We start from the raw sequence: 19,636 nt of genomic DNA on the forward strand, positions 1-19,636 counted from the left end.
TCGGGACAAAGATGGTGTAAAATCTTACATCAAAACAAATTTTTAACGTAAAAAATTACATTAATCGTTTTTATGGGTGCTACCGAGAGAGTGAAGGAGTATATTGATTTAAAAGGTATTACTAGGTATAAGTTCGCGCAATTGCTGGGTTTCTCTAATAAGTTTTTAGACAATAGCAGTAATATGGGGACTGACAAGGCATGTAAAATTTTACATCAATTTCCTGATCTTAACCCGGAATGGCTTCTGACCGGAAAGGGAAATATGTTAAAATTGAACCTTCAAAAAGAAGAAAAACCGGACCTTCATCTTAGTATTCCACTGTATGATATCGATTCGGCTGCCGGGATTAAAGATTTGTTTACCGAAAATACCGGTCAAAAGCCAGTCAGTTTTATGAGTATTGCCAAAGTGTATGATTCAGACGGAGCACTTTATGTTACCGGCGACAGTATGTATCCGCTGTTAAAAAGCGGTGATATTGTAGTTTTTAAAAAAATTAACAATCCCCAAAACAATATTATCTGGGGCGAAATGTACCTGGTGTATGTTAGTAACGATGGGAATGACTACTTTTTTACCCGTTTTCTAAAAAAATCCGATCAGGATTCTTATGTGCAGTTTGTTTCTCAAAACAGCCAGTACCAAACCATAGAGTTTCCCATAAGCAGTATCAAAGCCCTGGCACTGGTAAAAGCCACGGTTAGGGTGAACGTACAGTTTTAATCGTGTTTTTAGATCTTTGTAAAATTTGCTTTTTAGAATAAAAAAAACAGGTACGCCTTACAATGGCGGGTACCTGTTTGTTTATTACTGTAATCAGGGTCTAAGACACAAAAGGACTTTTAAAAATTAATTGGAGTGGCGTATAGCTGGGTATAGGGGCCGTATGACCCAGTTGCGCTATTATAACTTAATACATTTGCTACAGTTGTGTTTGCAGTTGAAGGCAATGTAGTGTACGTATTTGGACTTACATACCCCCAGATATATATTCTTTGGGGAGAGTTTACTGTAATCGGAATCGAACCGCCCCCATATTGACTAAGCCATGGACCGCTAAAATACAGGTTCTGTAAAATATATTGCTGAATGTTAGAAAGATGGGTAGGTGTACTGACAGTTGAACCAGAGGTAGAAAGTAAAAAAGTCATATAACCCGGATTTGAATTCATGTTTGTAATAACACCGGTTCCCTGAGCGGTAAACCACATAGTGGCAAAAACATTCCATTGTCCGGCTGGCAGGTCAATATAACAGCCGGAATAAAAAAAGGTATTGGCTGCTGTAACGGGACTGGTAGTTGGAGCGGCAGGTACGGTTCCTAAAATGGTATACTGATTTCTGGGGGCTTTCCAGGTGGCTACTCCATTGGCATCAGAAGTTAAAGCTTTCCCGGCTCCTTGTGTACCATCGATAATTTGGATAGCTCCGGGTGTATTACCGTTATATACCTGTACCTTTGTAGTGCTGCTGCCAACCAAAGGAGAAGTTGTGTTTATTAATACCTGTCCTCCGGCAGTAATACGCATTTTTTCGGTATTGTTGGTAGTAACGGGCAGATCAAAATTATTATTGGTTCCTATGGTTTTAACAGAGCCGTTAGTATTTCCGTTTAAAACCCAGGGATTAGCAGATATTTTAATCCACTGGCTGCCATCATTATAGTATTCGCCTGGCGTTACAGCATATGCTCCTGTTCCCGCAGTTTCTGTATTGTATATTTTCATTCCGGCAACATGAGCATTCAAAGGTGCATAGTCATTAGTACTGTTAAGGGCAACTTTAGGTAAAAGTAATCCTTTGGTGCTCGAGCCGTTGGTTTGATTCAAATCCAGTACGGCATTTTTATTGGGAGAGTTTCCCTGTAAACCGGTCTGTGAATAAACCGAAATGGTAAACAGGGCACTAAAACGCAATAGTATTCTGAAATATGTTTTCATAAAATTCGAAGTAAATTGTTTTTTGAAGTATTTTTTTCTTACTACAATTAGTATGTTACCGGGGTAGCAAATAATTGTGTATAAGGACCATAAGTTCCGGTAATAGAATTAAAACAGGATATACTGGCTGCTGCTGCATTCGCAACAGTGGGTAGTGAACTGTAAGTGCCCGGATTGACATATCCCCAGACATATATTCTCTGAGAGGTATTTAAGGTAATTGGGATGATTCCGGTTCCGTAAGTGTCAATCTGTGGAGAGCCGCTGAAGTACAGAGGCTGTAAAATAATTGATTTTACATTGGAAGCATAATTGGGCGGGGAATTAGTCGATGAGGAGGTTGAAAGAAAAAAAGACATAAATCCCTGATTTGATGACATAGGGGTAATAACATTAGTTCCTTTTGCTTTGAGCCACATAGTAGCAAATACATTCCATTGTCCTGGAGGTAGGTCAATGTAGGAGCCCGTATAAAAGATGGTATTACTTGCAGTAACCGGGGCGTTGATCTCGGTAGAAGGCATTATTCCTAAAATGGTATACTGACTTGCGGCGGGTTTCCAGCTGCCCACGCCATTTGCGTCAGATATTAAAACTTTGGTGTTTCCCTGTGTACCGTCTGAGAGCTGCAAAGCTCCCGGAACGGCTCCATTATTAATCTGCAGTTTTGCCGTGGCACCGCCTCCCAAAGAGGCGGCCGTATTTACCAGTACCTGTCCTCCGGAAGTAATTCGCATTTTTTCGGTATTGTTAGTAGTGACAGGCAGGTCGAAATTGTCATTGGTTCCTATTGATTTAACGGCCGCATTAGTATTTCCATCTATCTGCCAGGGATTAGTTCCTATACGTACCCACTGTGTACCGTCATTATAGTATTCACCGGGTGTAACAGCGTAAATGCCTGTTCCTGCTGTTGCGGTATTGTAAACTTCCATACCGGTAACATGAGCATCCATGGGAAGGAAACTGTTAGTGCTGGTAAGGGTAACTTTGGGTAATAGTAATCCTTTGGTATGAGTGCCATTGGTTTTGTTGAGATCCAGCACGGCATTTATATTCGGGGTATTGGTGGATATACCTACTTGTGGATAGGCAGCTGTCATTACCAGCAGAAAGCAAAATAAAAAACTTGATTTAAAATAGGTCTTCATACTGTTTGAAAATAAAGGGTTTCAGGAAAAATAAGTATTAATAAGTTATGGGAACGGCATACAGCTGTGTGTAGGCAGAGTTATTTATACTGGTAGCATTGGCTATTGCTGTATTGGGGGCAGCAGGTAGTGAATTAAAGGTTTCATTCAGCAGAAATGCCCATATGTATATTCTTTGAGAGGTGTTAAGGGTTATGGGGATAGCGCCGGTTCCATAACACCGGATTAAAGTAGAGTTGTTAAAAAATGCCGGAGGTAAAATAATCGATTTGATATTAGAGGCGTAATTTGGCGGTGAAATAATAGAGCTGGAAGTGGATAGGAAATAAGACATAAAACCGGTATTGCTGCTGGCGGGAGTTTTAAGGGCGGTGCCTCCGGCATCGATGTACAGGGTTGTAAAAATATTCCACTGCCCGGCAGGAAGATCAATATAACAGCCGGTGTAAAAGGTTGTATTGGATGAAGTCATGCCAACAGTAACCGAAGCTGCTGGAATAACTCCTGCAATAGAATATTGTACAGCAGGGGTTTTCCAGGTGGCTACTCCGTTAGCATCAGAAGTTAAAACCTTTCCGTCAGCCTGTGTGCCGTCTGTAATTTGGAGAGCTCCATTTGTCGTTCCGTTATTAATCTGAAGTTTGGCACTGCTTCCTCCGGCTAGGGGGCTCGCAGTGTTTACCAATACTTGTCCGCCTGAAGTAATTCTCATTTTTTCCGTATTATTGGTTTTAACAGAAAGGTCAAAATTGTCTTTAGTACCCAGTGTTTTAATTGAGGTGTTGATGTTTCCTCCCTGCTGCCAGGAATTAGAAGCTGCACGTAGCCACTGTGTACCGTCATTGTAATATTCGCCCGGTGTTACGGCATAAATACCTGTTCCTGCATTGGCAGTGTTGTATATTGACATTCCGGTCACATGGGCCTCCATTGGTGCGGGATCGTTGGTGCTGCGAAGGGCTACTTTGGGCAGCAGTAAACCTTTGTCGTTAGTACCGTCTGTTTTATTTAGATCTAAAACCGCATTTTTATTGGGGTTATTGTTGGGTATGCCTACCTGTGCGTAGGAAAAGTGTAATCCTGAAACGCAGAAAAATAAGACTGCTTTGATATAAGTTTTCATGTTTGGTAAAGTGTGTAATGTATACTATTGGTTGTGAGATCGATATCCAGTATTTAATAATGGTTTATCTTTTAAGAAGGTCAGTAAGTACGATTTGAAAAGCTTTTTCAATTTCTTTATAATCGCTTTTGATTCTGTCAGCTGTAGGGCTCAGGTTGTGTCCGCTCAAACACTGCCGTATGTATACTACGGTCAGTCCGTACTTATCCACCAAAGCTTTTAATATTCTTTGATCGTAAGTGTACTTTTTGTTTTTTTTTGTTTCTTTGCTCATTTTCCCCTATTGTTTCTTATTGCAAAGGCAAATATATAACCAATTTTCTATTTTGCAAGAAAAATACTAGACTTTTTTCTATTTTTTTTATGAAGGCTATCGAAAGAGTATATGAATATATGGAGTATAAAGGCATAAAAGCCAAGCCTTTTGAGGAAAATATTGGTCTTTCGAATGGTTATTTAGGAAAACAGTTAAAACGAAATGCTGATTTAGGCGAAAGCATTCTGGTAAAAATAATAGACAATTGTCCGGATATTGATCCGCTTTGGCTATTAATGGGCGAAGGGGGGATGATCAGGAAGTTGTCTTCTTTGGAAAAAAAGGATGTAGCAGAAGAAAACGTCTCTTATAAGGTTACCCTGCCGGCAGACAGCGTTACATCAAGACAGGTCGTGCCTTTGTATGCCCTGCAGCAGCAGGCGGCGGCAGTATTGTTTGCAGAAGATCATAACGAAAAACCTTTGGATTATATTACTATTCCCAATCTTCCTAAATGCGACGGTGCGCTTAGTGTGAGCGGCAACAGTATGTATCCGGTAATAAAAGCCGGAGATATCATATTGTATAAAAAAGTAGGTACTGCCCTGAACAGTATTTTTTGGGGCGAAATGTACCTGGTGGTTCTCGTTAACGATGATGGTGATGAATTTGTCATGATTAAATGGATTCAGAAATCAGAATTAGGGAATGAGTATGTGAAACTTGTAAGCGAAGACAGCCGCTTTGAACCCAAAGATTTTCCGCTTCGTCATATAAAAGGACTGGCTTTAATTAAAGCTTCGGTATGTTTGAATTCCATGGCGTGATCCGGAATCCTGAAAAGCGTATTTTCTGAGTCTGTCCCTGATAAGATAAGCTGTGGTATGCACATAATTTTCTACATTTGTGCCTATGAAAAAAGCGTTCCAACTCTTTGATTTTAACCAGAAGGTTAATTATAAAAATGAAATTTTAGCGGGTTTAACAGTGGCCATGACCATGATTCCGGAATCGCTGTCGTTTGCTATTCTGGCCGGGTTTCCGCCTCTGGTAGGTTTGTACGCGGCTTTTATTGCCGGACTGGTTACCGCCATTTTTGGCGGAAGGCCGGGAATGATCTCCGGCGGGGCAGGAGCTACGGTAATCGTACTAATTGCCTTAATGCAGTCACATGGAATAGAATATGTTTTTGCAGCCGTGGCGCTGGGAGGGGTCGTGCAGATAGCAGTTGGGCTTTTTAAACTCGGAAAATTTATCCGTTTAGTACCGCAGCCAGTTATGTTTGGTTTTGTAAACGGACTGGCAGTCGTGATTTTTATGTCGCAGCTCGAACAGTTTAAGACAATCGTAAACGGGCAGGTTTCCTGGCTTCAGGGAACACCATTGTATATCATGCTGGCTTTGGTGGCACTTACGATTGCCATTGTTTTGGTTTTTCCGAAAATAACCAAAACAGTTCCCGCTTCTTTAGTGGCGATTATGGTGGTTTTTGCTTTGGTAATTGTTTGTAATATTGAGACCAAAACGGTCGAGGATATTGCATCGGTTCAGGGCGGGTTTCCTCCTTTTCATATTCCGGATATTCCTGTTTCTTTTGAGACTTTCAAAGTGATTTTTCCGTATTCGGTTATTGTAGCGGCTGTTGGTTTAACCGAAGGTTTGCTTACGCTGAATTTAGTTGATGAAATTACCGGAACCCGTGGAAACAGTAACAGAGAATGTATAGCGCAGGGAAGTTCTAATATTTTAAACGGGTTTTTCTACGGAATGGGCGGCTGTCCTATGATTGCACAGACTCTGGTAAATCTGGGTGCAGGTTCAAGAGCCAGACTTTCGGGCATTATTGCCTCTGTTACGATTTTGATCATTATACTTTTTGGTGCTCCGGTAATTGGAAAACTGCCTATGGCGGCTTTAGTAGGGGTGATGATGATGGTGGCGGTAACGACTTTTGAATGGGCGAGTTTCAGGATTATCAATAAAATGCCCAGACATGATATTTTTGTTGGAATTTTAGTGGCTCTTATTACGATTGTATTGCACAATCTGGCTTTAGCAGTTTTAATTGGTGTTATTATCTCCGCTTTGGTTTTTGCCTGGGAAAGTGCCAAAAGAATCCGTGCCCGTCATTATATCGATGAAAACGGAGTAAAACATTATGAAATTTACGGCCCGTTATTTTTTGGTTCAACAACTGCTTTTTTAGAAAAATTTGATGTACAGAACGACCCCAATCATATTGTTATTAACTTTAAAGAAAGCCGTGTTTCCGACATGTCAGCCATTGAAGCTTTAAATAATATTACCAAAAAATACAAACAGGAAAATAAAACAGTAGAATTACAGCATTTAAGCGCCGATTGCAGACAATTGCTTAAAAATGCCGATGCCATAATTAATGTCAATGTTATCGAAGATCCTACGTATAAGGTGGTGTCTTAGATTTTTTTAATTAGTCAATTTGATAATTAGAAAATGAGATAATTAACGGGACTTGATAATTTTTGCGAATTAAACCCGACAGTCCTGAAGCCTCGGGATAAAGCCTGTAGGGTTTGGTTTTTGTACGCCTGCTGAGAATAATGGAGCGATGCGAAGCAGCTGCGATGTATCATTATCTAATTGACAAATTATCTCATTATCTTATTAGAAAGATTGATTTTTGTAACTTTACGAAATGAAACTGACAGAAACCTTAGAAGATTTTTACACGATAAAAGTAAACGGAATGCCAGAGAACCTTAAAAAGGAGATCGGACATTTTAATGTTTTTAAACTCGACGATTTTGTTGGGAGTATCTGTAAGCCATTTCCTTACACCAGGAAAGACTTTTATAAAATAAGTTTGATTATAGGAAAAAACAAAGTGCATTATGCTGATAAGATCGCTGTGATTGAAGATCAGGCTTTGTTTTTTGCCAATCCGCAGATTCCTTATAACTGGGAGCAGGTCGATGAAAACCAAACCGGATTTTTCTGCATTTTTACCGATGCCTTTTTTAGTCAGTATGGTAATTTAAAAGAATATCCGTTGTTTCAGCCGGGAGGAAATCCAATTGTACCTATCACAATGGAACTGGCGGAATCTCTGAAATCGGTTTATTTAAGAATGTTTGACGAAATCAATTCTGATTATGCCTTTAAATATGATGTGCTTCGGAATCTGGTTTTTGAAATTATTCATCTGGCATTGAAAACGCAGACGGTAACTACTTCATTATACAGTAAATCCAACGCTACGATTCGAATTTCGTCTTTGTTTCTGGAATTGCTCGAACGTCAGTTTCCCATCGAATCGATTACACAGCAGATTAATTTCAGGTCACCTTCAGAATATGCTAGTCAGTTAAATGTGCATGTTAATCATTTGAATAAAGCTTTAAAAGAAACTACCGGAAAAACGACTTCACAGATTATTTCGGAAAGAATTGTTCAGGAAGCAATGATTCTTTTAAAACAGACCAACTGGAATATCAGTGAAATTGCCTGGTGTCTGGGCTTCGAAGAATTGTCGCATTTTATTAATTTCTTTAAGAAAAACACCCGGATCTCACCCAAAAACTATCGTCTGGCTGAAATTGTTTGATTTTTGCAACTTCCTGCTTGATTGCTTTAATAGTTGAGAAGCATTCTGCCAATACCTTTGTCTTGTAATTATAACGTAAAAAATTAAAATCATGGACAATAAAAAAGTTTGGTTTATCACAGGTGCTTCAAAAGGACTTGGATTAGAATTGGCTAAAAAATTATTAGCAGAAGGATATAAAGTGGCCGCAACTTCAAGAAGTGAAGAAGCTTTGACTAAAGTTTTAGGAAATACTTCGAATAGTTTTCTTCCTTTAGAAATGGATTTGGTTGATGAAAAAAGTGTTAAAAATGCAATCGACAAAACCATAAACCATTTTAAAACAATTGATGTTTTAGTAAATAATGCCGGTTATGGTTTATTAGGGGCATTGGAGGAATTAACTGATGCAGAATCCAGAAAAAACTACGAAGTAAATGTTTTCGGATTATTGAATGTAATCAGAAATACAATGCCAATTCTTCGTGCTAATAAAACAGGACATATTTTTAATATCTCATCTGTTGGCGGTTATTATGGGGAATTTCCAGGCTGGGGGATTTACTGTTCTACAAAATTTGCTGTTGCAGGCTTAACGGAATCTTTGGCTGCAGAGGTAAAATCGTTTGAAGTTCATGCAACAATTGTTTATCCGGGTTATTTTAGAACCGATTTCTTAAAAGACAGTTCGTTGTTATTGCCTCAAAATCCAATTGCAGATTATAAAGAAGTAAGACAATCTGAAAGTGCGCATAAAGATGATATCAACGAAAATCAGCCGGGAGATCCTGTAAAACTGGCCGAAGCGTTGATTAAAGCAAGCGAAGATCAAAATCCGCCGCTGCATTTGTTTTTAGGAGAAGATGCTTATAATATGGCAAACCAGAAAATTGCAAGTGTTCAGGGGGAACTGGAAAGCTGGAAAAAGGTTTCGATTTCGACTGGATTTTAAGGGGGTAATTAGATAATTTGTCAATTAGATAATTAGAAAATGTGACAATTGGATACTTCATTTTTGTTTGAACTGCTTTTGGCTTTATCCGAAAGGATAAAGCCTTTTGGTTATGTTCAGCCACAGGATTTGATAAGCTCTTATAGTATTAGAAAGTAATTGTCCAATATTCTAATTGACATATTATTAAATTGACATATTATCTAATTAGAAAATGTGATGATTAAGAGTTTTTTTTAGGGCTTCTTTTGGATAAGGTTTTGTAAACAAAAAACACGATTATTAAGGTGGTTAAAACACCCAAAAAGAAAATCAGGATGTGAATATCAGGATATTTTCTTGATAAGAACATAACGCTGAAATATAAAACCGCGGCAAAAAGGGTAATCACTTTTTTCATAAAAACCTATTTAAGCCCTGAAGTTAATAAGGATAACAGGAGAAAACAGCCATTAAAAGGTTTTTAAACAATAAAAAAAGCTTTAGCCAAACAATAAGCTGGCTAAAGCTTTAATAGGTTCCGTCTAAAGCCGAAGACTGTTCCTGTGATTGTATAGTTAGATAGGTATTATCTAATTATCAAATTGACACATTCTCTAATTACCACATTCTTTAATTAACCAGCATTGATTGTACATCACTTAGTTTTCCGTCAACCGGGTCGATTTGCAGTCTTAAAATATGGGCGATTAAAGGATACACCGAAACATTTTGAAACGTTTTTACTTCTTTATTTACTTTAAAAGCCGGGCCCTTTGCATAAAAAATAGCGTGCATGTCCTTATTGTTATTATCATAACCGTGCGTCCCGCCTTTTATATGAGTACTTTCTTTGCTTACGAGACTCCATCCTTTTTCGGCTTCCACTACAAAATCATGTACTCTGGGATTGGTTCCGTAATGTAATCTCTCAGGTACATCAGCTGCTTTCCAGAATTTAATATGCAGTACTTTTTTCAGGGCATTTGCAATAGAATCCTGATAACCTGTTTTGGCCTGCAGGCTCATAATTGGGTTTATAACATCTTTATAGCCCAGCCATTCCGGTTTTAAATAATCCAGAATCGCTACTTTTTTATCATTGCTGATATCGGCCATTCCGTGATCTGATACGATAATCAGGTTGATTTGTTTTCCAATAGGCAATTGATCTAATCTACGGGATAACTCTCCCATAATAGAATCCATTTTGGTGGCGGCTTTTTTAGTTTCTGGCGAAAGTGGTCCGAAATTATGCCCGGAATGATCCGGTTCATCAAAATACAAAGTAACCAGATGAGGTCTTTGTTTTTCCGGAAGCTGCAGCCACTTTAAAACAGTGTCAATTCTGGCGCCGTATGGGATTTTATTGTCGTAATTTTTATAATAACCTGGATTTCTTTTGTTAATATCAGAACCCGGCCAGAAGAAAGAAGCAGTTTTTACGCCTTGCTGTTCAGCGACATTCCAAATAGGATTTCCGCCATAGAAACGCGAATCATTTTTGGCTTTGCTGGACAATGAAAATGCCTGATCTAAAGAAGTATCATAAAAAACATTGTTGATAATTCCGTGATGATCCGGATAAAGTCCTGTTACAATTGAATAGTGATTTGGGAAAGTTTTGGTAGGGTAAGAGGGTTTCATCGATTTGGCATGAACGCCTTTTTTAGCAATCTGCGGTAGATTTTGAAGATGAAACTGCTTCGCATAATCCCATCTAAAACCATCCATAGAAACTAAAACTACATAATTGTCTTTGTTATTCTGGGCTTGTAAAAAGAAGGAAAGTGAAAGAAAAACTAAAGAGAAGAGAAAGGAAAAATACTTTTTCATTTTTTGAATTTATTATAACCGCAAAGGTAGAGATAACAGATTTTTTAAAGAAAAAGAGAATGTTAAATAAAAAAAAGGCTGCCACGAATTGCACTAATTTTCACTAATGCTTTGTGTAAAAGAAATTGTCACAGATTATGCAGATTAAAAGGATTTCTTTATTGGATACATTAAAAATTTTTCACGCAGATTTTACAGATTCACGCAGATTAATTTAATTTTTATGATCTAAGATCTGCATAAAATAAAAATCCTTTTAATCTGTATAATCTGTGGCTAATTAAAATATGTGCAAAAGATTGAAAAAATTAATTCGTGGAAATTCGTGCAATTCGTGGCAAACAAAAAAAGCGCCAGATAAGAAATCCGACGCTTTTAAGTTTTAAGAAGAGAATGAATTACATCATTCCCGGCATTCCGCCTCCCATTGGCATTCCGCCTCCGGCATTTTCTTCTTTAATATCAATTAGAGCGCACTCTGTAGTTAAGATCATTCCGGAAACCGAAGCCGCATTTTCAAGGGCTACACGGGTTACTTTTTTAGGATCGATAATTCCGGCTGCTAGCATGTCTACATATTCGTCAGTTTTAGCATTGTATCCAAAATCTCCTGAACCTTCAGAAACTTTTGCAACTACAACAGAACCTTCAAGACCGGCGTTTTCAACGATAGTTCTTAAAGGAGATTCAACAGCGCGGGAAACAATCTGAATTCCGGTAGCCTCGTCAGCGTTATCAGCTTTTAAATCAGCTAAAACAGCTTTAGCTCTTAATAGCGCCACACCACCACCAGCAACGATTCCTTCTTCAACAGCGGCACGGGTTGCGTGTAAAGCATCATCTACTCTGTCTTTTTTCTCTTTCATCTCCACTTCAGAAGCAGCACCCACATAAAGAACAGCAACACCTCCTGCTAATTTAGCCAAACGCTCTTGCAATTTTTCTTTATCATAATCAGATGTAGTAGTTTCCATCTGACCTTTAATCTGGTTTACACGGTTTTTGATGATATCTGCTTCACCGGCTCCGCTTACGATAGTGGTATTGTCTTTGTCGATAGAAACTCTTTTTGAATTTCCTAACATTTCGATAGTTGTATTTTCTAAAGTATACCCTCTTTCTTCAGAGATTACAGTTCCTCCTGTTAAGATAGCAATGTCTTCTAACATGGCTTTTCTTCTGTCTCCAAAACCAGGAGCTTTTACAGCAGCAATTTTAAGGGCACCTCTTAATTTGTTTACTACTAAAGTAGAAAGAGCTTCTCCGTCAACATCTTCAGCAATAATCAATAATGGTTTTCCTGATTGTGCAACAGGCTCTAAAACAGGTAGTAATTCTTTTAAAGAAGAAACTTTTTTATCGTATAATAAGATGTATGGAGAGTCTAATTCAACTTCCATTTTTTCAGGGTTTGTTACGAAGTATGGAGAAAGGTATCCTCTGTCGAACTGCATTCCTTCTACAACATCCACAAAAGTATCCGTTCCTTTCGCTTCTTCAACAGTGATTACACCTTCTTTACCCACTTTAGCGAAAGCTGTAGCGATTAATTCACCAATAACTTCGTCATTGTTAGCAGAGATAGAAGCAATTTGTTTGATTTTGTCAGAATCACTTCCAACCACTTTAGCTTGTTTTGCTAAGTCAGCTACGATAGTTTCAACCGCTTTGTCGATACCGCGTTTTAAATCCATTGGATTTGCACCTGCAGCCACATTTTTAAGACCTTCTTTTACGATAGCCTGAGCTAAAACGGTAGCAGTTGTAGTTCCGTCTCCAGCTAAATCATTGGTTTTAGAAGCCACTTCTTTCACCATTTGCGCACCCATATTTTCTAGTGCGTCTTTTAATTCGATTTCTTTTGCAACCGAAACACCATCTTTAGTAACGGTAGGCCCGCCAAATGATTTTCCGATAATTACGTTACGACCTTTTGGTCCAAGGGTTACTTTTACAGCATTTGCTAATGCATCAACACCACGTTTTAGTCCGTCACGTGCTTCAATATCAAATTTTATATCTTTTGCCATTTTAATTTTTTGTTTAAAGTTTGATTTGTTTAAAGTTAATGAAGTTCTTAATTCTTAATACTTCGTACTTAATACAATATTTTTTAGATAATTGCCAAGATATCGTCCTCGCGCATAATTAAATAATCAGTACCTTCTAATTTTAATTCAGTACCTGCATATTTTCCGTAAAGAACAGTGTCGCCCACTTTTACAGTCATTGTATGATCTTTAGATCCGTTTCCTACTGCCACAACAGTTCCTTTTTGTGGTTTTTCTTTGGCAGTGTCCGGAATAAAAATACCTGAAGCAGTTTTAGTTTCAGCTGCAACAGGCTCAATAAGTACGCGGTCTGAAAGCGGTTTAATGTTTAAAGCCATGATATTATATTATTATTAAGTTATACGTTTTTTTAATGTTCTATAAACTTTCAGAAATTGTGCCATGCTCCATAAACTGACATTATTTCTTAAAAAAAATGCCAGCTTTGACAGGCTGGCATTTTTATTTGTATCAAACAAATGAAATTATTTTGCTGCAGGAGCAGGAGTAGCAGGAGTCTGCTGTGCAGGTACTGCAGGAGCAGCTGCAGGTGCTTCTGTTTTTTCAATAATTTTAGATCCTGTATCACCTAAAGCTCCTGTAAAGCTTAAGCTTGATAACAGGATTAAAGCAATCAGAATAGTAGCTAATGTCCAGGTACTTTTGTCTAAAAAGTCAGTTGTTTTTTGTACACCACCCAGCATTTGAGTTCCGCTGATAGTAGAAGATAATCCTCCTCCTTTAGGGTTTTGTACCATAATCACTACGATCAATAGAAAGCAAACTATTGTGATTAAAACTAAGAAAATTGAAAATGTGCTCATTTGTATTAATTGTTATTGTTATTTTGTTGTAAAATCTTTATATCCGAAATGCGGTCTGCAAAGAAACTAATTTTTTCTGGATATTTCAAAATTAATATTTCATATGCTTGTATGGCTTTTGTATATTTCTTTTGTTCCAGATATACCCGGGCCAGAGTCTCTGTCATCAGGTATGAATTCTCCTCTTCATTAATATTAAACTGTATAGGCGGATTAGCCATCGTAGGTTTTATTGGCGAAATTTTTGGATTGGCCTCTATAAACCGGTCAATTATTTCTGCCTTTTTCTTTTTTTGTTCTTCAACAGAAATTACTTCGATAGTTTCAGTGGTTTTTTTTTCACTGTTTTCTATATCTCCGCTGCGGTCAATTGGTTCAGCTCTTGATAATTGAAGCCATTCCTGGAAAGAATGTTTTTCTCTGGAAGAAAAGTCAATTGGTTTTCCTATTTCTAAACTTTCTCTGGCTTCTCTTACATTCAGCGGAAATGTAATCTCCGGGATTTCGATTTCCGGAACTTCAGTTTCTGCAGCTGCTTCAATAGTTTTTGGTTCTTCTGTGATTTGTGGTTTTTCAAAAGGAGCAGCTGAGGCTTCTTTTATAGAAACTAAGACAGGTTTTTCGATTCGGTCACTATGCAGTTCAAGAATGTCGTCGTCTACAAATTCATCAAAAAACGTAGCTCTTACAGCTGATCTTATCGTAATAGGATCTACAGTGGTCTTTTCAGCGGCTGTTTCTTTAGCCGTATTTACAACGGTTTCTTCTATCGCTGTTTTTTCGGCGGCAGTTTCTGTAACGGCCTCCTCAGGTTCTGTTACTTCTTCAAAAGTATTCAGTATTTCATCTTCGCTTAAATCAGCGATAGGCTCAACAGGAGCTTCGATTTCGTTTACAGCTTTAAAAGTATTTAATATTTCTTCTTCACTTGGAGTCAGAATTGACTCATTCACAATGGCATCTACCGTTATATTCTCAATTTCCGGAGTCTGTCCGAAAACGGCAGCAGCTTCTTCCGGGCTTGAAACAGCTTCAGCAGTCTGGCTGTTAATTTCAGAGACTTTTTCAAAAGAATTAAAAATCTCTTCTTCGTTAGGAATTACAATAGAAGATTCAGCCGCCGGAGTTTCTGCCGGCTCCTCTGTATTGTTTATCTCTACAAATGTGCTTAGTATTTCCTCTTCGGTAGGGATTACAATAGATTGCTCTACAGGTTCGATGGTATTTTCTTCTGCAGCTGTAGTTTCCTGAATTGTATCTGATTCTGTCAGAGCCGATGCAGCCTGTTCAGCAGCTCTCTCCTGGATTTTGGAAGGCTCCTCAAAAATAACAGTAGTCGCTTCTTTAATTGATTTCAGAATAGACTGCTCGATAGGATCAATACGGATTTCCGGTGTTTTTTTAACTTCTTCAAAGGTTACAACTTCACTGTCGAAAACATTTATTTCGAGTAAGTCCCTCAGTTTTTGGTCGTAAAAATCATTTTGGATAGAAGTGAAAGTTTCCGAAGTAATAAAATCAAACAAGACCGAACGATCTGCAGTATGAGCCGCTGCTACTTTTAAAGCATAATTATACTTAAAGCTGTTCTGATCATAAAGTCCTTTTAATCGAAGCGCCCTGGCACTTTGAAAATACGGAAATTCATTCAAAACACTTCCTAATGCTTCTACCTGCTTTTCTGTAATAGCATCGGGTTTGTTCATTAAGTAGGTATAATCAGTAACGTTCATTCTTTTTAGTTTAATCGTTTATTGGTTTAATTGTAAGGTTTGTTTTTATCGTTGTAACAAATAGCTGGATGTAACAGTTACATCTAAAAAACTACCATTTTGCCAGTGATTCATTAAAGATATCCTGGGTAATCCTTTCGTATATTGTTTTTATAGCTTCATTCAGGACGCTTCCGGTAGGGAGTGATGTTCCTGCAAAGTCGTAATAAAACTCAAAAGGTTTTTCAAAATCATCGGCTTCTTTGTTTTTATTGGTAAAACGTACATTGATACGAATGGTCAGACGGTTTTGTGCTGCTGTCTGGTCTGCCGTAGCAGTCATTGGCGTAATTCGGTAATCAATAATCTCTCCTTCATAAGTCAAATCTCCTCCGTTACTGACCATATTCAGATTGGTCTGGTTCATAATCAAATCCTGCAGTGCCAGTGTAAAATCCCTGTCGATTCCCGGTTCAACCAGATCGGCATTGTTATGGAAGAAGTTAACCTGAAAGGTCTTAGCATTGATTGGCTTAGCTCCTGTAAAATTGTAAAAACCGCAGCCGCTTAGCATAAACAGACTGAGTAAGGCAAATAAGGAATATATTTTTTTCATAGGTATTAGTGAAATTCCCTAAAACGGAATTTAATTTTTCTCAAAGATACTAATTTGAAACTGGAGTTTTACGTTTCTTTAAAACTGCAATTTTGGGTTTGAAACTTTAATATTGAATTTTAGCAGTTTTTATAAATCAAACTGTTTAATTTTTCGGTATAAAGTTCTTTCCGAAATTCCCAGTTCGTCTGCAGCAGCTTTTCGTTTTCCTTTGTTTTTTTCTAATGATTTTTTGATCATTTCGATTTCCTTTTGCTCCAGGCGCAGGATCTCTTCTTCTTCGATGGTTTCGGCAAACAGATAATTGTCATCTGGAATCTGATAGTTGTCTTCTCTTACTGTTGGTGTCATCACGGCAGTTCGTGGTTCTTCTTCAAAATCAATTTCGCTGTCGTTTTCCTGTGAGCCGTATATTTTCTGAATTAAATTGGGATTAATGTCCTGCATTTTTGAAGAGCCGCCGTTTTTCATCAATTCCAGAGTCAGTTTTTTCAGGTCGTTTAAGTCGCTTCTCATATCAAAAAGCACTTTATATAAGATGTCTCTTTCGGTACTGAAATCACTTTCCTTTTTGTTTTCACTTATTACCGAAGGGAGGTTGCTTCCTTCTGCTGACGGGAGATAAGACTGTAAGGTAAAAGCTGAAATATCCCGGTTTGTTTCTAAAACAGAGATCTGTTCAGCCACATTTCGAAGCTGACGGATATTTCCGTTCCATCTGAATTTCTGCAGGAGCTGTACAGCATCGTCATCCAGTTTTAAAGGCGGCATTTTATATTTATGAGCAAAGTCGGCTACAAATTTTCTAAACAATAAATGAATATCGTCATTTCGCTCGCGCAAAGGTGGCAGTGTAATTTCGACCGTACTTAAACGATAGTACAAATCTTCACGGAACTTTCCTTTTTCAATAGCTTTAAACAGGTTTACGTTGGTGGCTGCCACGATACGTACATTGGTTTTTTGAACCTGAGAGGAACCTACTTTAATAAACTCACCGTTTTCAAGAACACGAAGCAGTCTTACCTGAGTGGTTAAAGGAAGTTCTCCCACCTCGTCAAGAAAGATTGTTCCGCCGTCAGCCACCTCAAAATACCCTTCACGAGTACTGGTAGCACCTGTAAAAGCTCCTTTTTCATGTCCGAAAAGTTCACTGTCGATAGTTCCTTCCGGGATAGCACCGCAGTTTACGGCAATATATTTACCATGCTTTCTGTGTGAAAGCGAATGTATAATTCTGGGGATATTTTCTTTACCAACACCACTTTCTCCGGTTACCATGACTGAAATGTCAGTTGGGGCAACCTGAATGGCTTTTTCAATGGCACGATTTAGTTTGGGGTCATTACCAATAATTTCAAATCGTTGTTTTATTGCTTGAACTGTTTCCATATCGATTTTTGTTTCAAGTTTTCAGTTTTCAGGTTTTATAATTTGCCTTTAACTTTTAAACTTTGGCTTGTATTTTTTCTTTTGCCACAGATTAAAATGATTAACACAGATTTTCTAAATTATAAAATATATCTTTTATATTGAAGTGATTTTGTTTGAAAATTTATTAATAATCCCACTTCTGAGTTTGAAAGTTTTATATAGTTTAATATCTGAGCAATGTGTTCACCCGAAAACTCTTTTGTAGCTTTTACTTCTAAAATTATGTCTTTGTTAATTACAAAATCTGCATAAAATTTATGAGGTAAAATTTTGCCTTTATATTCAATTGTATATTCCTTTTCTCTTTCAAAAGGAATATTGTTTTCTTTAAATTCTATTTCCAGAGCATCTTTGTAGACTACTTCTAATAGGCCGGATCCAAGATTTCGATGCACTTCCATGCAAATCCCTATAATTTTGTAAGTTTCTCGTTCTCTGTAATACTGCATGAATTTTTATTTTTAACACGAATTTAAAAGTAAGAAAAATAATATAAAAATAAATCATTTTAATCCTTTTAATCTGTGGCAAAAAAAAAAAATCAATTCATTTCGCTCATTCCAACCGCTTCGCCAATTAAAGTGGCAGATGTACAACTGGTGATTTTAACGTTTACAAAATCACCTATTTTATAATTTTCTTTAGGGAAAACTACGGTTATACTTTGTGAATTTCTTCCCGAGAATTCGTCCTGAGACTTTTTAGAAACTTTTTCAATTAAAACTTCTACAGTCTGACCAACAAATTGTTCGGTTCTGTATCCGGCATGTTTTTGCTGTAAATCGACAATTTCCTGTAATCTTCGGGCTTTTGTTTCTTCCTCTACATCATCTTTCATTTTTCTTCCGGCCAGAGTTCCCGGACGTTCAGAATACGAATACATATAACCGAAATTGTATTTCACATATTCCATTAAACTTAAAGTATCCTGATGATCTTCTTCTGTTTCAGTTGGGAAACCGGCAATCATATCCTGTGAAATAGCGGCATCCGGAATTATGGTTTTGATTTTGTCAATCAGATCCATGTATTCTTCACGGGTGTGCAGACGGTTCATTTCTTTCAGAATCCGGTTACTTCCCGACTGAACCGGCAGGTGAATGTGTTTGCAGATGTTAGGGTATTTTGCAATAACATGCAGGACGCTTTCGTGCATATCCTGCGGATTTGAAGTCGAGAAACGAACGCGCATTTTAGGAAAACCGGATGCGACCATTTCAAGTAACTGCTCAAAATCGACTGCGGTTGCTTTCTGCATTTCAGAAGCATTAACAAAGTCTTTTTTCAAACCGCCTCCATACCAGAGGTAACTGTCTACGTTTTGACCTAAAAGTGTAATTTCTTTATAGCCGTTATCCCATAAATCCTGAATTTCTTTCATGATGCTCTGAGGTTCGCGGCTTCGTTCACGTCCGCGTGTAAAAGGTACTACGCAGAACGTACACATATTATCGCAGCCTCGTGTAATCGAAACCAGAGCGGTAATTCCGTTGCTCATTAAACGAACCGGTGCAATATCTCCGTACGTTTCTTCTTTTGATAAGATTACGTTAATAGCATCACGTCCTTCTTCGACCTCTGCCAGTAAATTGGGTAAGTCCTTATAAGCATCAGGCCCTACAACAAGATCAACTATTTTTTCCTGTTCCAGAAACTGACTTTTAAGGCGCTCGGCCATGCAGCCTAAAACTCCAACTTTCATTTTTGGGTTGGTACGTTTTTTTACGGCATTATATTTTTCGAGACGTTTACGGATCGTTTGTTCGGCCTTATCACGGATAGAACAGGTATTGACCAATACCAGGTCGGCTTCTTCTAAAACGGTAGTGGTGTTATAGCCTCCGTCAGATAAAATGGATGCTACGACTTCACTGTCCGAAAAATTCATTGCACAGCCGTAACTTTCTATAAAGAGTTTTTTAGTATTCCCGGGTTTATTTTCCAAAACAAGACTTTCGCCCTGTTTGCTTTCTTCAATAATCTTTTCCATTGTAAAATTTCAAAGTGCAAAGATAGCGTAAATACGATCAATATGACAAGATGGCAGAAGGGAAATTTTGTTTTTTAGTCCCGAAGCCTCTGGATAGATTGCAGATTGAGTCAATCAGTAAAAAAAGCGCAGCTTTTTTTCGCAAAATCCAAAATCCAAAATCCAAAATCCAAAATCCAAAATCCAAAATCCAAAATCCAAAAT

General features: G+C 37.8%; 19 protein-coding genes. 5 read left to right on the plus strand and 14 right to left on the minus strand.

Going from position 1 to position 19,636, the window contains the following annotated elements:
* Positions 1-72: 72 nt before the first annotated feature.
* On the plus strand, positions 73-726 hold the full coding sequence (locus tag ACODST_RS21535) for a S24 family peptidase (RefSeq protein ID WP_488934151.1): 654 nt from the start codon (positions 73-75) through the stop codon (positions 724-726).
* Positions 727-845: 119 nt separating this feature from the next.
* Here ACODST_RS21535 and ACODST_RS21540 read toward each other — a convergent pair whose 3' ends face one another.
* The 4 genes from ACODST_RS21540 to ACODST_RS21555 all read right to left on the minus strand — a co-directional run bounded on the left by ACODST_RS21540 (position 846) and on the right by ACODST_RS21555 (position 4,491).
* On the minus strand, positions 846-1,943 hold the full coding sequence (locus ACODST_RS21540; RefSeq protein WP_488934152.1) for a hypothetical protein: 1,098 nt from the start codon (positions 1,941-1,943) through the stop codon (positions 846-848).
* 47 nt (positions 1,944-1,990) lie between these two features.
* Positions 1,991-3,094 carry a hypothetical protein gene (locus ACODST_RS21545; RefSeq protein WP_488934153.1) on the minus strand — a complete coding sequence of 368 codons (1,104 nt, stop codon included), beginning with the start codon at positions 3,092-3,094 and terminating at the stop codon, positions 1,991-1,993.
* 37 nt (positions 3,095-3,131) lie between these two features.
* Positions 3,132-4,217 (minus strand): hypothetical protein, encoded by a 1,086-nt coding sequence (locus ACODST_RS21550; protein WP_488934154.1) that lies wholly within the window; start codon positions 4,215-4,217, stop codon positions 3,132-3,134.
* 64 nt (positions 4,218-4,281) lie between these two features.
* The gene (locus ACODST_RS21555; protein ID WP_488934155.1) at positions 4,282-4,491 is read right to left on the minus strand and encodes a hypothetical protein; all 210 of its coding nucleotides are present in this window, start codon (positions 4,489-4,491) and stop codon (positions 4,282-4,284) included.
* An 89-nt stretch (positions 4,492-4,580) separates the two neighbouring features.
* Between ACODST_RS21555 and ACODST_RS21560 the strand changes: the two genes are divergently transcribed.
* The 4 genes from ACODST_RS21560 (at position 4,581) to ACODST_RS21575 (ending at position 8,990) form a co-directional block, all read left to right on the plus strand.
* Entirely contained in the window at positions 4,581-5,300 is a 720-nt protein-coding gene (locus ACODST_RS21560; protein WP_488934156.1) for a S24 family peptidase, read from the plus strand.
* An 85-nt stretch (positions 5,301-5,385) separates the two neighbouring features.
* Positions 5,386-6,915 carry a SulP family inorganic anion transporter gene (locus ACODST_RS21565; RefSeq protein WP_488934157.1) on the plus strand — a complete coding sequence of 510 codons (1,530 nt, stop codon included), beginning with the start codon at positions 5,386-5,388 and terminating at the stop codon, positions 6,913-6,915.
* A gap of 235 nt (positions 6,916-7,150) precedes the next feature.
* Entirely contained in the window at positions 7,151-8,059 is a 909-nt protein-coding gene (locus ACODST_RS21570; protein WP_488934158.1) for a helix-turn-helix domain-containing protein, read from the plus strand.
* 91 nt (positions 8,060-8,150) lie between these two features.
* On the plus strand, positions 8,151-8,990 hold the full coding sequence (locus ACODST_RS21575) for an oxidoreductase (RefSeq protein ID WP_488934159.1): 840 nt from the start codon (positions 8,151-8,153) through the stop codon (positions 8,988-8,990).
* A 223-nt stretch (positions 8,991-9,213) separates the two neighbouring features.
* Here ACODST_RS21575 and ACODST_RS21580 read toward each other — a convergent pair whose 3' ends face one another.
* The 10 genes from ACODST_RS21580 to miaB form a co-directional block, all read right to left on the minus strand.
* A complete protein-coding gene (locus tag ACODST_RS21580; protein ID WP_488934160.1) occupies positions 9,214-9,390 on the minus strand; it encodes a hypothetical protein in 177 nt (58 codons plus the stop codon).
* Positions 9,391-9,602: 212 nt separating this feature from the next.
* Positions 9,603-10,805, minus strand: a complete 1,203-nt coding sequence (locus tag ACODST_RS21585) for an alkaline phosphatase family protein (RefSeq protein ID WP_488934161.1) — start codon at positions 10,803-10,805, stop codon at positions 9,603-9,605.
* Between the two features lie 398 nt (positions 10,806-11,203).
* Positions 11,204-12,835, minus strand: a complete 1,632-nt coding sequence (groL, locus tag ACODST_RS21590) for a chaperonin GroEL (protein WP_488934162.1) — start codon at positions 12,833-12,835, stop codon at positions 11,204-11,206.
* Positions 12,836-12,918: 83 nt separating this feature from the next.
* Positions 12,919-13,194, minus strand: a complete 276-nt coding sequence (locus tag ACODST_RS21595) for a co-chaperone GroES (RefSeq protein WP_012023920.1) — start codon at positions 13,192-13,194, stop codon at positions 12,919-12,921.
* 147 nt (positions 13,195-13,341) lie between these two features.
* Entirely contained in the window at positions 13,342-13,680 is a 339-nt protein-coding gene (secG, locus tag ACODST_RS21600) for a preprotein translocase subunit SecG (RefSeq protein WP_488934163.1), read from the minus strand.
* Positions 13,681-13,685: 5 nt separating this feature from the next.
* The gene (locus ACODST_RS21605; RefSeq protein ID WP_488934164.1) at positions 13,686-15,413 is read right to left on the minus strand and encodes a tetratricopeptide repeat protein; all 1,728 of its coding nucleotides are present in this window, start codon (positions 15,411-15,413) and stop codon (positions 13,686-13,688) included.
* Between the two features lie 91 nt (positions 15,414-15,504).
* Positions 15,505-16,008, minus strand: a complete 504-nt coding sequence (locus ACODST_RS21610; RefSeq protein ID WP_488934165.1) for an LptE family protein — start codon at positions 16,006-16,008, stop codon at positions 15,505-15,507.
* Between the two features lie 129 nt (positions 16,009-16,137).
* Positions 16,138-17,400, minus strand: a complete 1,263-nt coding sequence (locus ACODST_RS21615; protein ID WP_488934166.1) for a sigma-54 interaction domain-containing protein — start codon at positions 17,398-17,400, stop codon at positions 16,138-16,140.
* A gap of 119 nt (positions 17,401-17,519) precedes the next feature.
* Positions 17,520-17,891 carry a GxxExxY protein gene (locus ACODST_RS21620; RefSeq protein WP_488934167.1) on the minus strand — a complete coding sequence of 124 codons (372 nt, stop codon included), beginning with the start codon at positions 17,889-17,891 and terminating at the stop codon, positions 17,520-17,522.
* 92 nt (positions 17,892-17,983) lie between these two features.
* Positions 17,984-19,432 carry a tRNA (N6-isopentenyl adenosine(37)-C2)-methylthiotransferase MiaB gene (gene miaB / locus ACODST_RS21625; protein ID WP_488934168.1) on the minus strand — a complete coding sequence of 483 codons (1,449 nt, stop codon included), beginning with the start codon at positions 19,430-19,432 and terminating at the stop codon, positions 17,984-17,986.
* Positions 19,433-19,636: the final 204 nt, after the last annotated feature.

The sequence above is a fragment of the Flavobacterium sp. FG19 genome (genome assembly GCF_057809475.1).

What these genes read in the sequence shown, in the direction of transcription:
- ACODST_RS21595 (WP_012023920.1), bottom strand. Translation starts at nt 13,194, where the DNA reads ATGGCTTTAAACATTAAACCGCTTTCAGACCGCGTACTTATTGAGCCT.
- ACODST_RS21620 (WP_488934167.1), bottom strand. Translation starts at nt 17,891, where the DNA reads ATGCAGTATTACAGAGAACGAGAAACTTACAAAATTATAGGGATTTGC.
- ACODST_RS21540 (WP_488934152.1), bottom strand. Translation starts at nt 1,943, where the DNA reads ATGAAAACATATTTCAGAATACTATTGCGTTTTAGTGCCCTGTTTACC.
- ACODST_RS21535 (WP_488934151.1), top strand. Translation starts at nt 73, where the DNA reads ATGGGTGCTACCGAGAGAGTGAAGGAGTATATTGATTTAAAAGGTATT.
- miaB (WP_488934168.1), bottom strand. Translation starts at nt 19,432, where the DNA reads ATGGAAAAGATTATTGAAGAAAGCAAACAGGGCGAAAGTCTTGTTTTG.
- ACODST_RS21605 (WP_488934164.1), bottom strand. Translation starts at nt 15,413, where the DNA reads ATGAACGTTACTGATTATACCTACTTAATGAACAAACCCGATGCTATT.
- ACODST_RS21555 (WP_488934155.1), bottom strand. Translation starts at nt 4,491, where the DNA reads ATGAGCAAAGAAACAAAAAAAAACAAAAAGTACACTTACGATCAAAGA.
- ACODST_RS21610 (WP_488934165.1), bottom strand. Translation starts at nt 16,008, where the DNA reads ATGAAAAAAATATATTCCTTATTTGCCTTACTCAGTCTGTTTATGCTA.
- ACODST_RS21545 (WP_488934153.1), bottom strand. Translation starts at nt 3,094, where the DNA reads ATGAAGACCTATTTTAAATCAAGTTTTTTATTTTGCTTTCTGCTGGTA.
- groL (WP_488934162.1), bottom strand. Translation starts at nt 12,835, where the DNA reads ATGGCAAAAGATATAAAATTTGATATTGAAGCACGTGACGGACTAAAA.
- ACODST_RS21565 (WP_488934157.1), top strand. Translation starts at nt 5,386, where the DNA reads ATGAAAAAAGCGTTCCAACTCTTTGATTTTAACCAGAAGGTTAATTAT.
- ACODST_RS21560 (WP_488934156.1), top strand. Translation starts at nt 4,581, where the DNA reads ATGAAGGCTATCGAAAGAGTATATGAATATATGGAGTATAAAGGCATA.
- ACODST_RS21580 (WP_488934160.1), bottom strand. Translation starts at nt 9,390, where the DNA reads ATGAAAAAAGTGATTACCCTTTTTGCCGCGGTTTTATATTTCAGCGTT.
- ACODST_RS21550 (WP_488934154.1), bottom strand. Translation starts at nt 4,217, where the DNA reads ATGAAAACTTATATCAAAGCAGTCTTATTTTTCTGCGTTTCAGGATTA.
- ACODST_RS21615 (WP_488934166.1), bottom strand. Translation starts at nt 17,400, where the DNA reads ATGGAAACAGTTCAAGCAATAAAACAACGATTTGAAATTATTGGTAAT.
- secG (WP_488934163.1), bottom strand. Translation starts at nt 13,680, where the DNA reads ATGAGCACATTTTCAATTTTCTTAGTTTTAATCACAATAGTTTGCTTT.
- ACODST_RS21570 (WP_488934158.1), top strand. Translation starts at nt 7,151, where the DNA reads ATGAAACTGACAGAAACCTTAGAAGATTTTTACACGATAAAAGTAAAC.
- ACODST_RS21575 (WP_488934159.1), top strand. Translation starts at nt 8,151, where the DNA reads ATGGACAATAAAAAAGTTTGGTTTATCACAGGTGCTTCAAAAGGACTT.
- ACODST_RS21585 (WP_488934161.1), bottom strand. Translation starts at nt 10,805, where the DNA reads ATGAAAAAGTATTTTTCCTTTCTCTTCTCTTTAGTTTTTCTTTCACTT.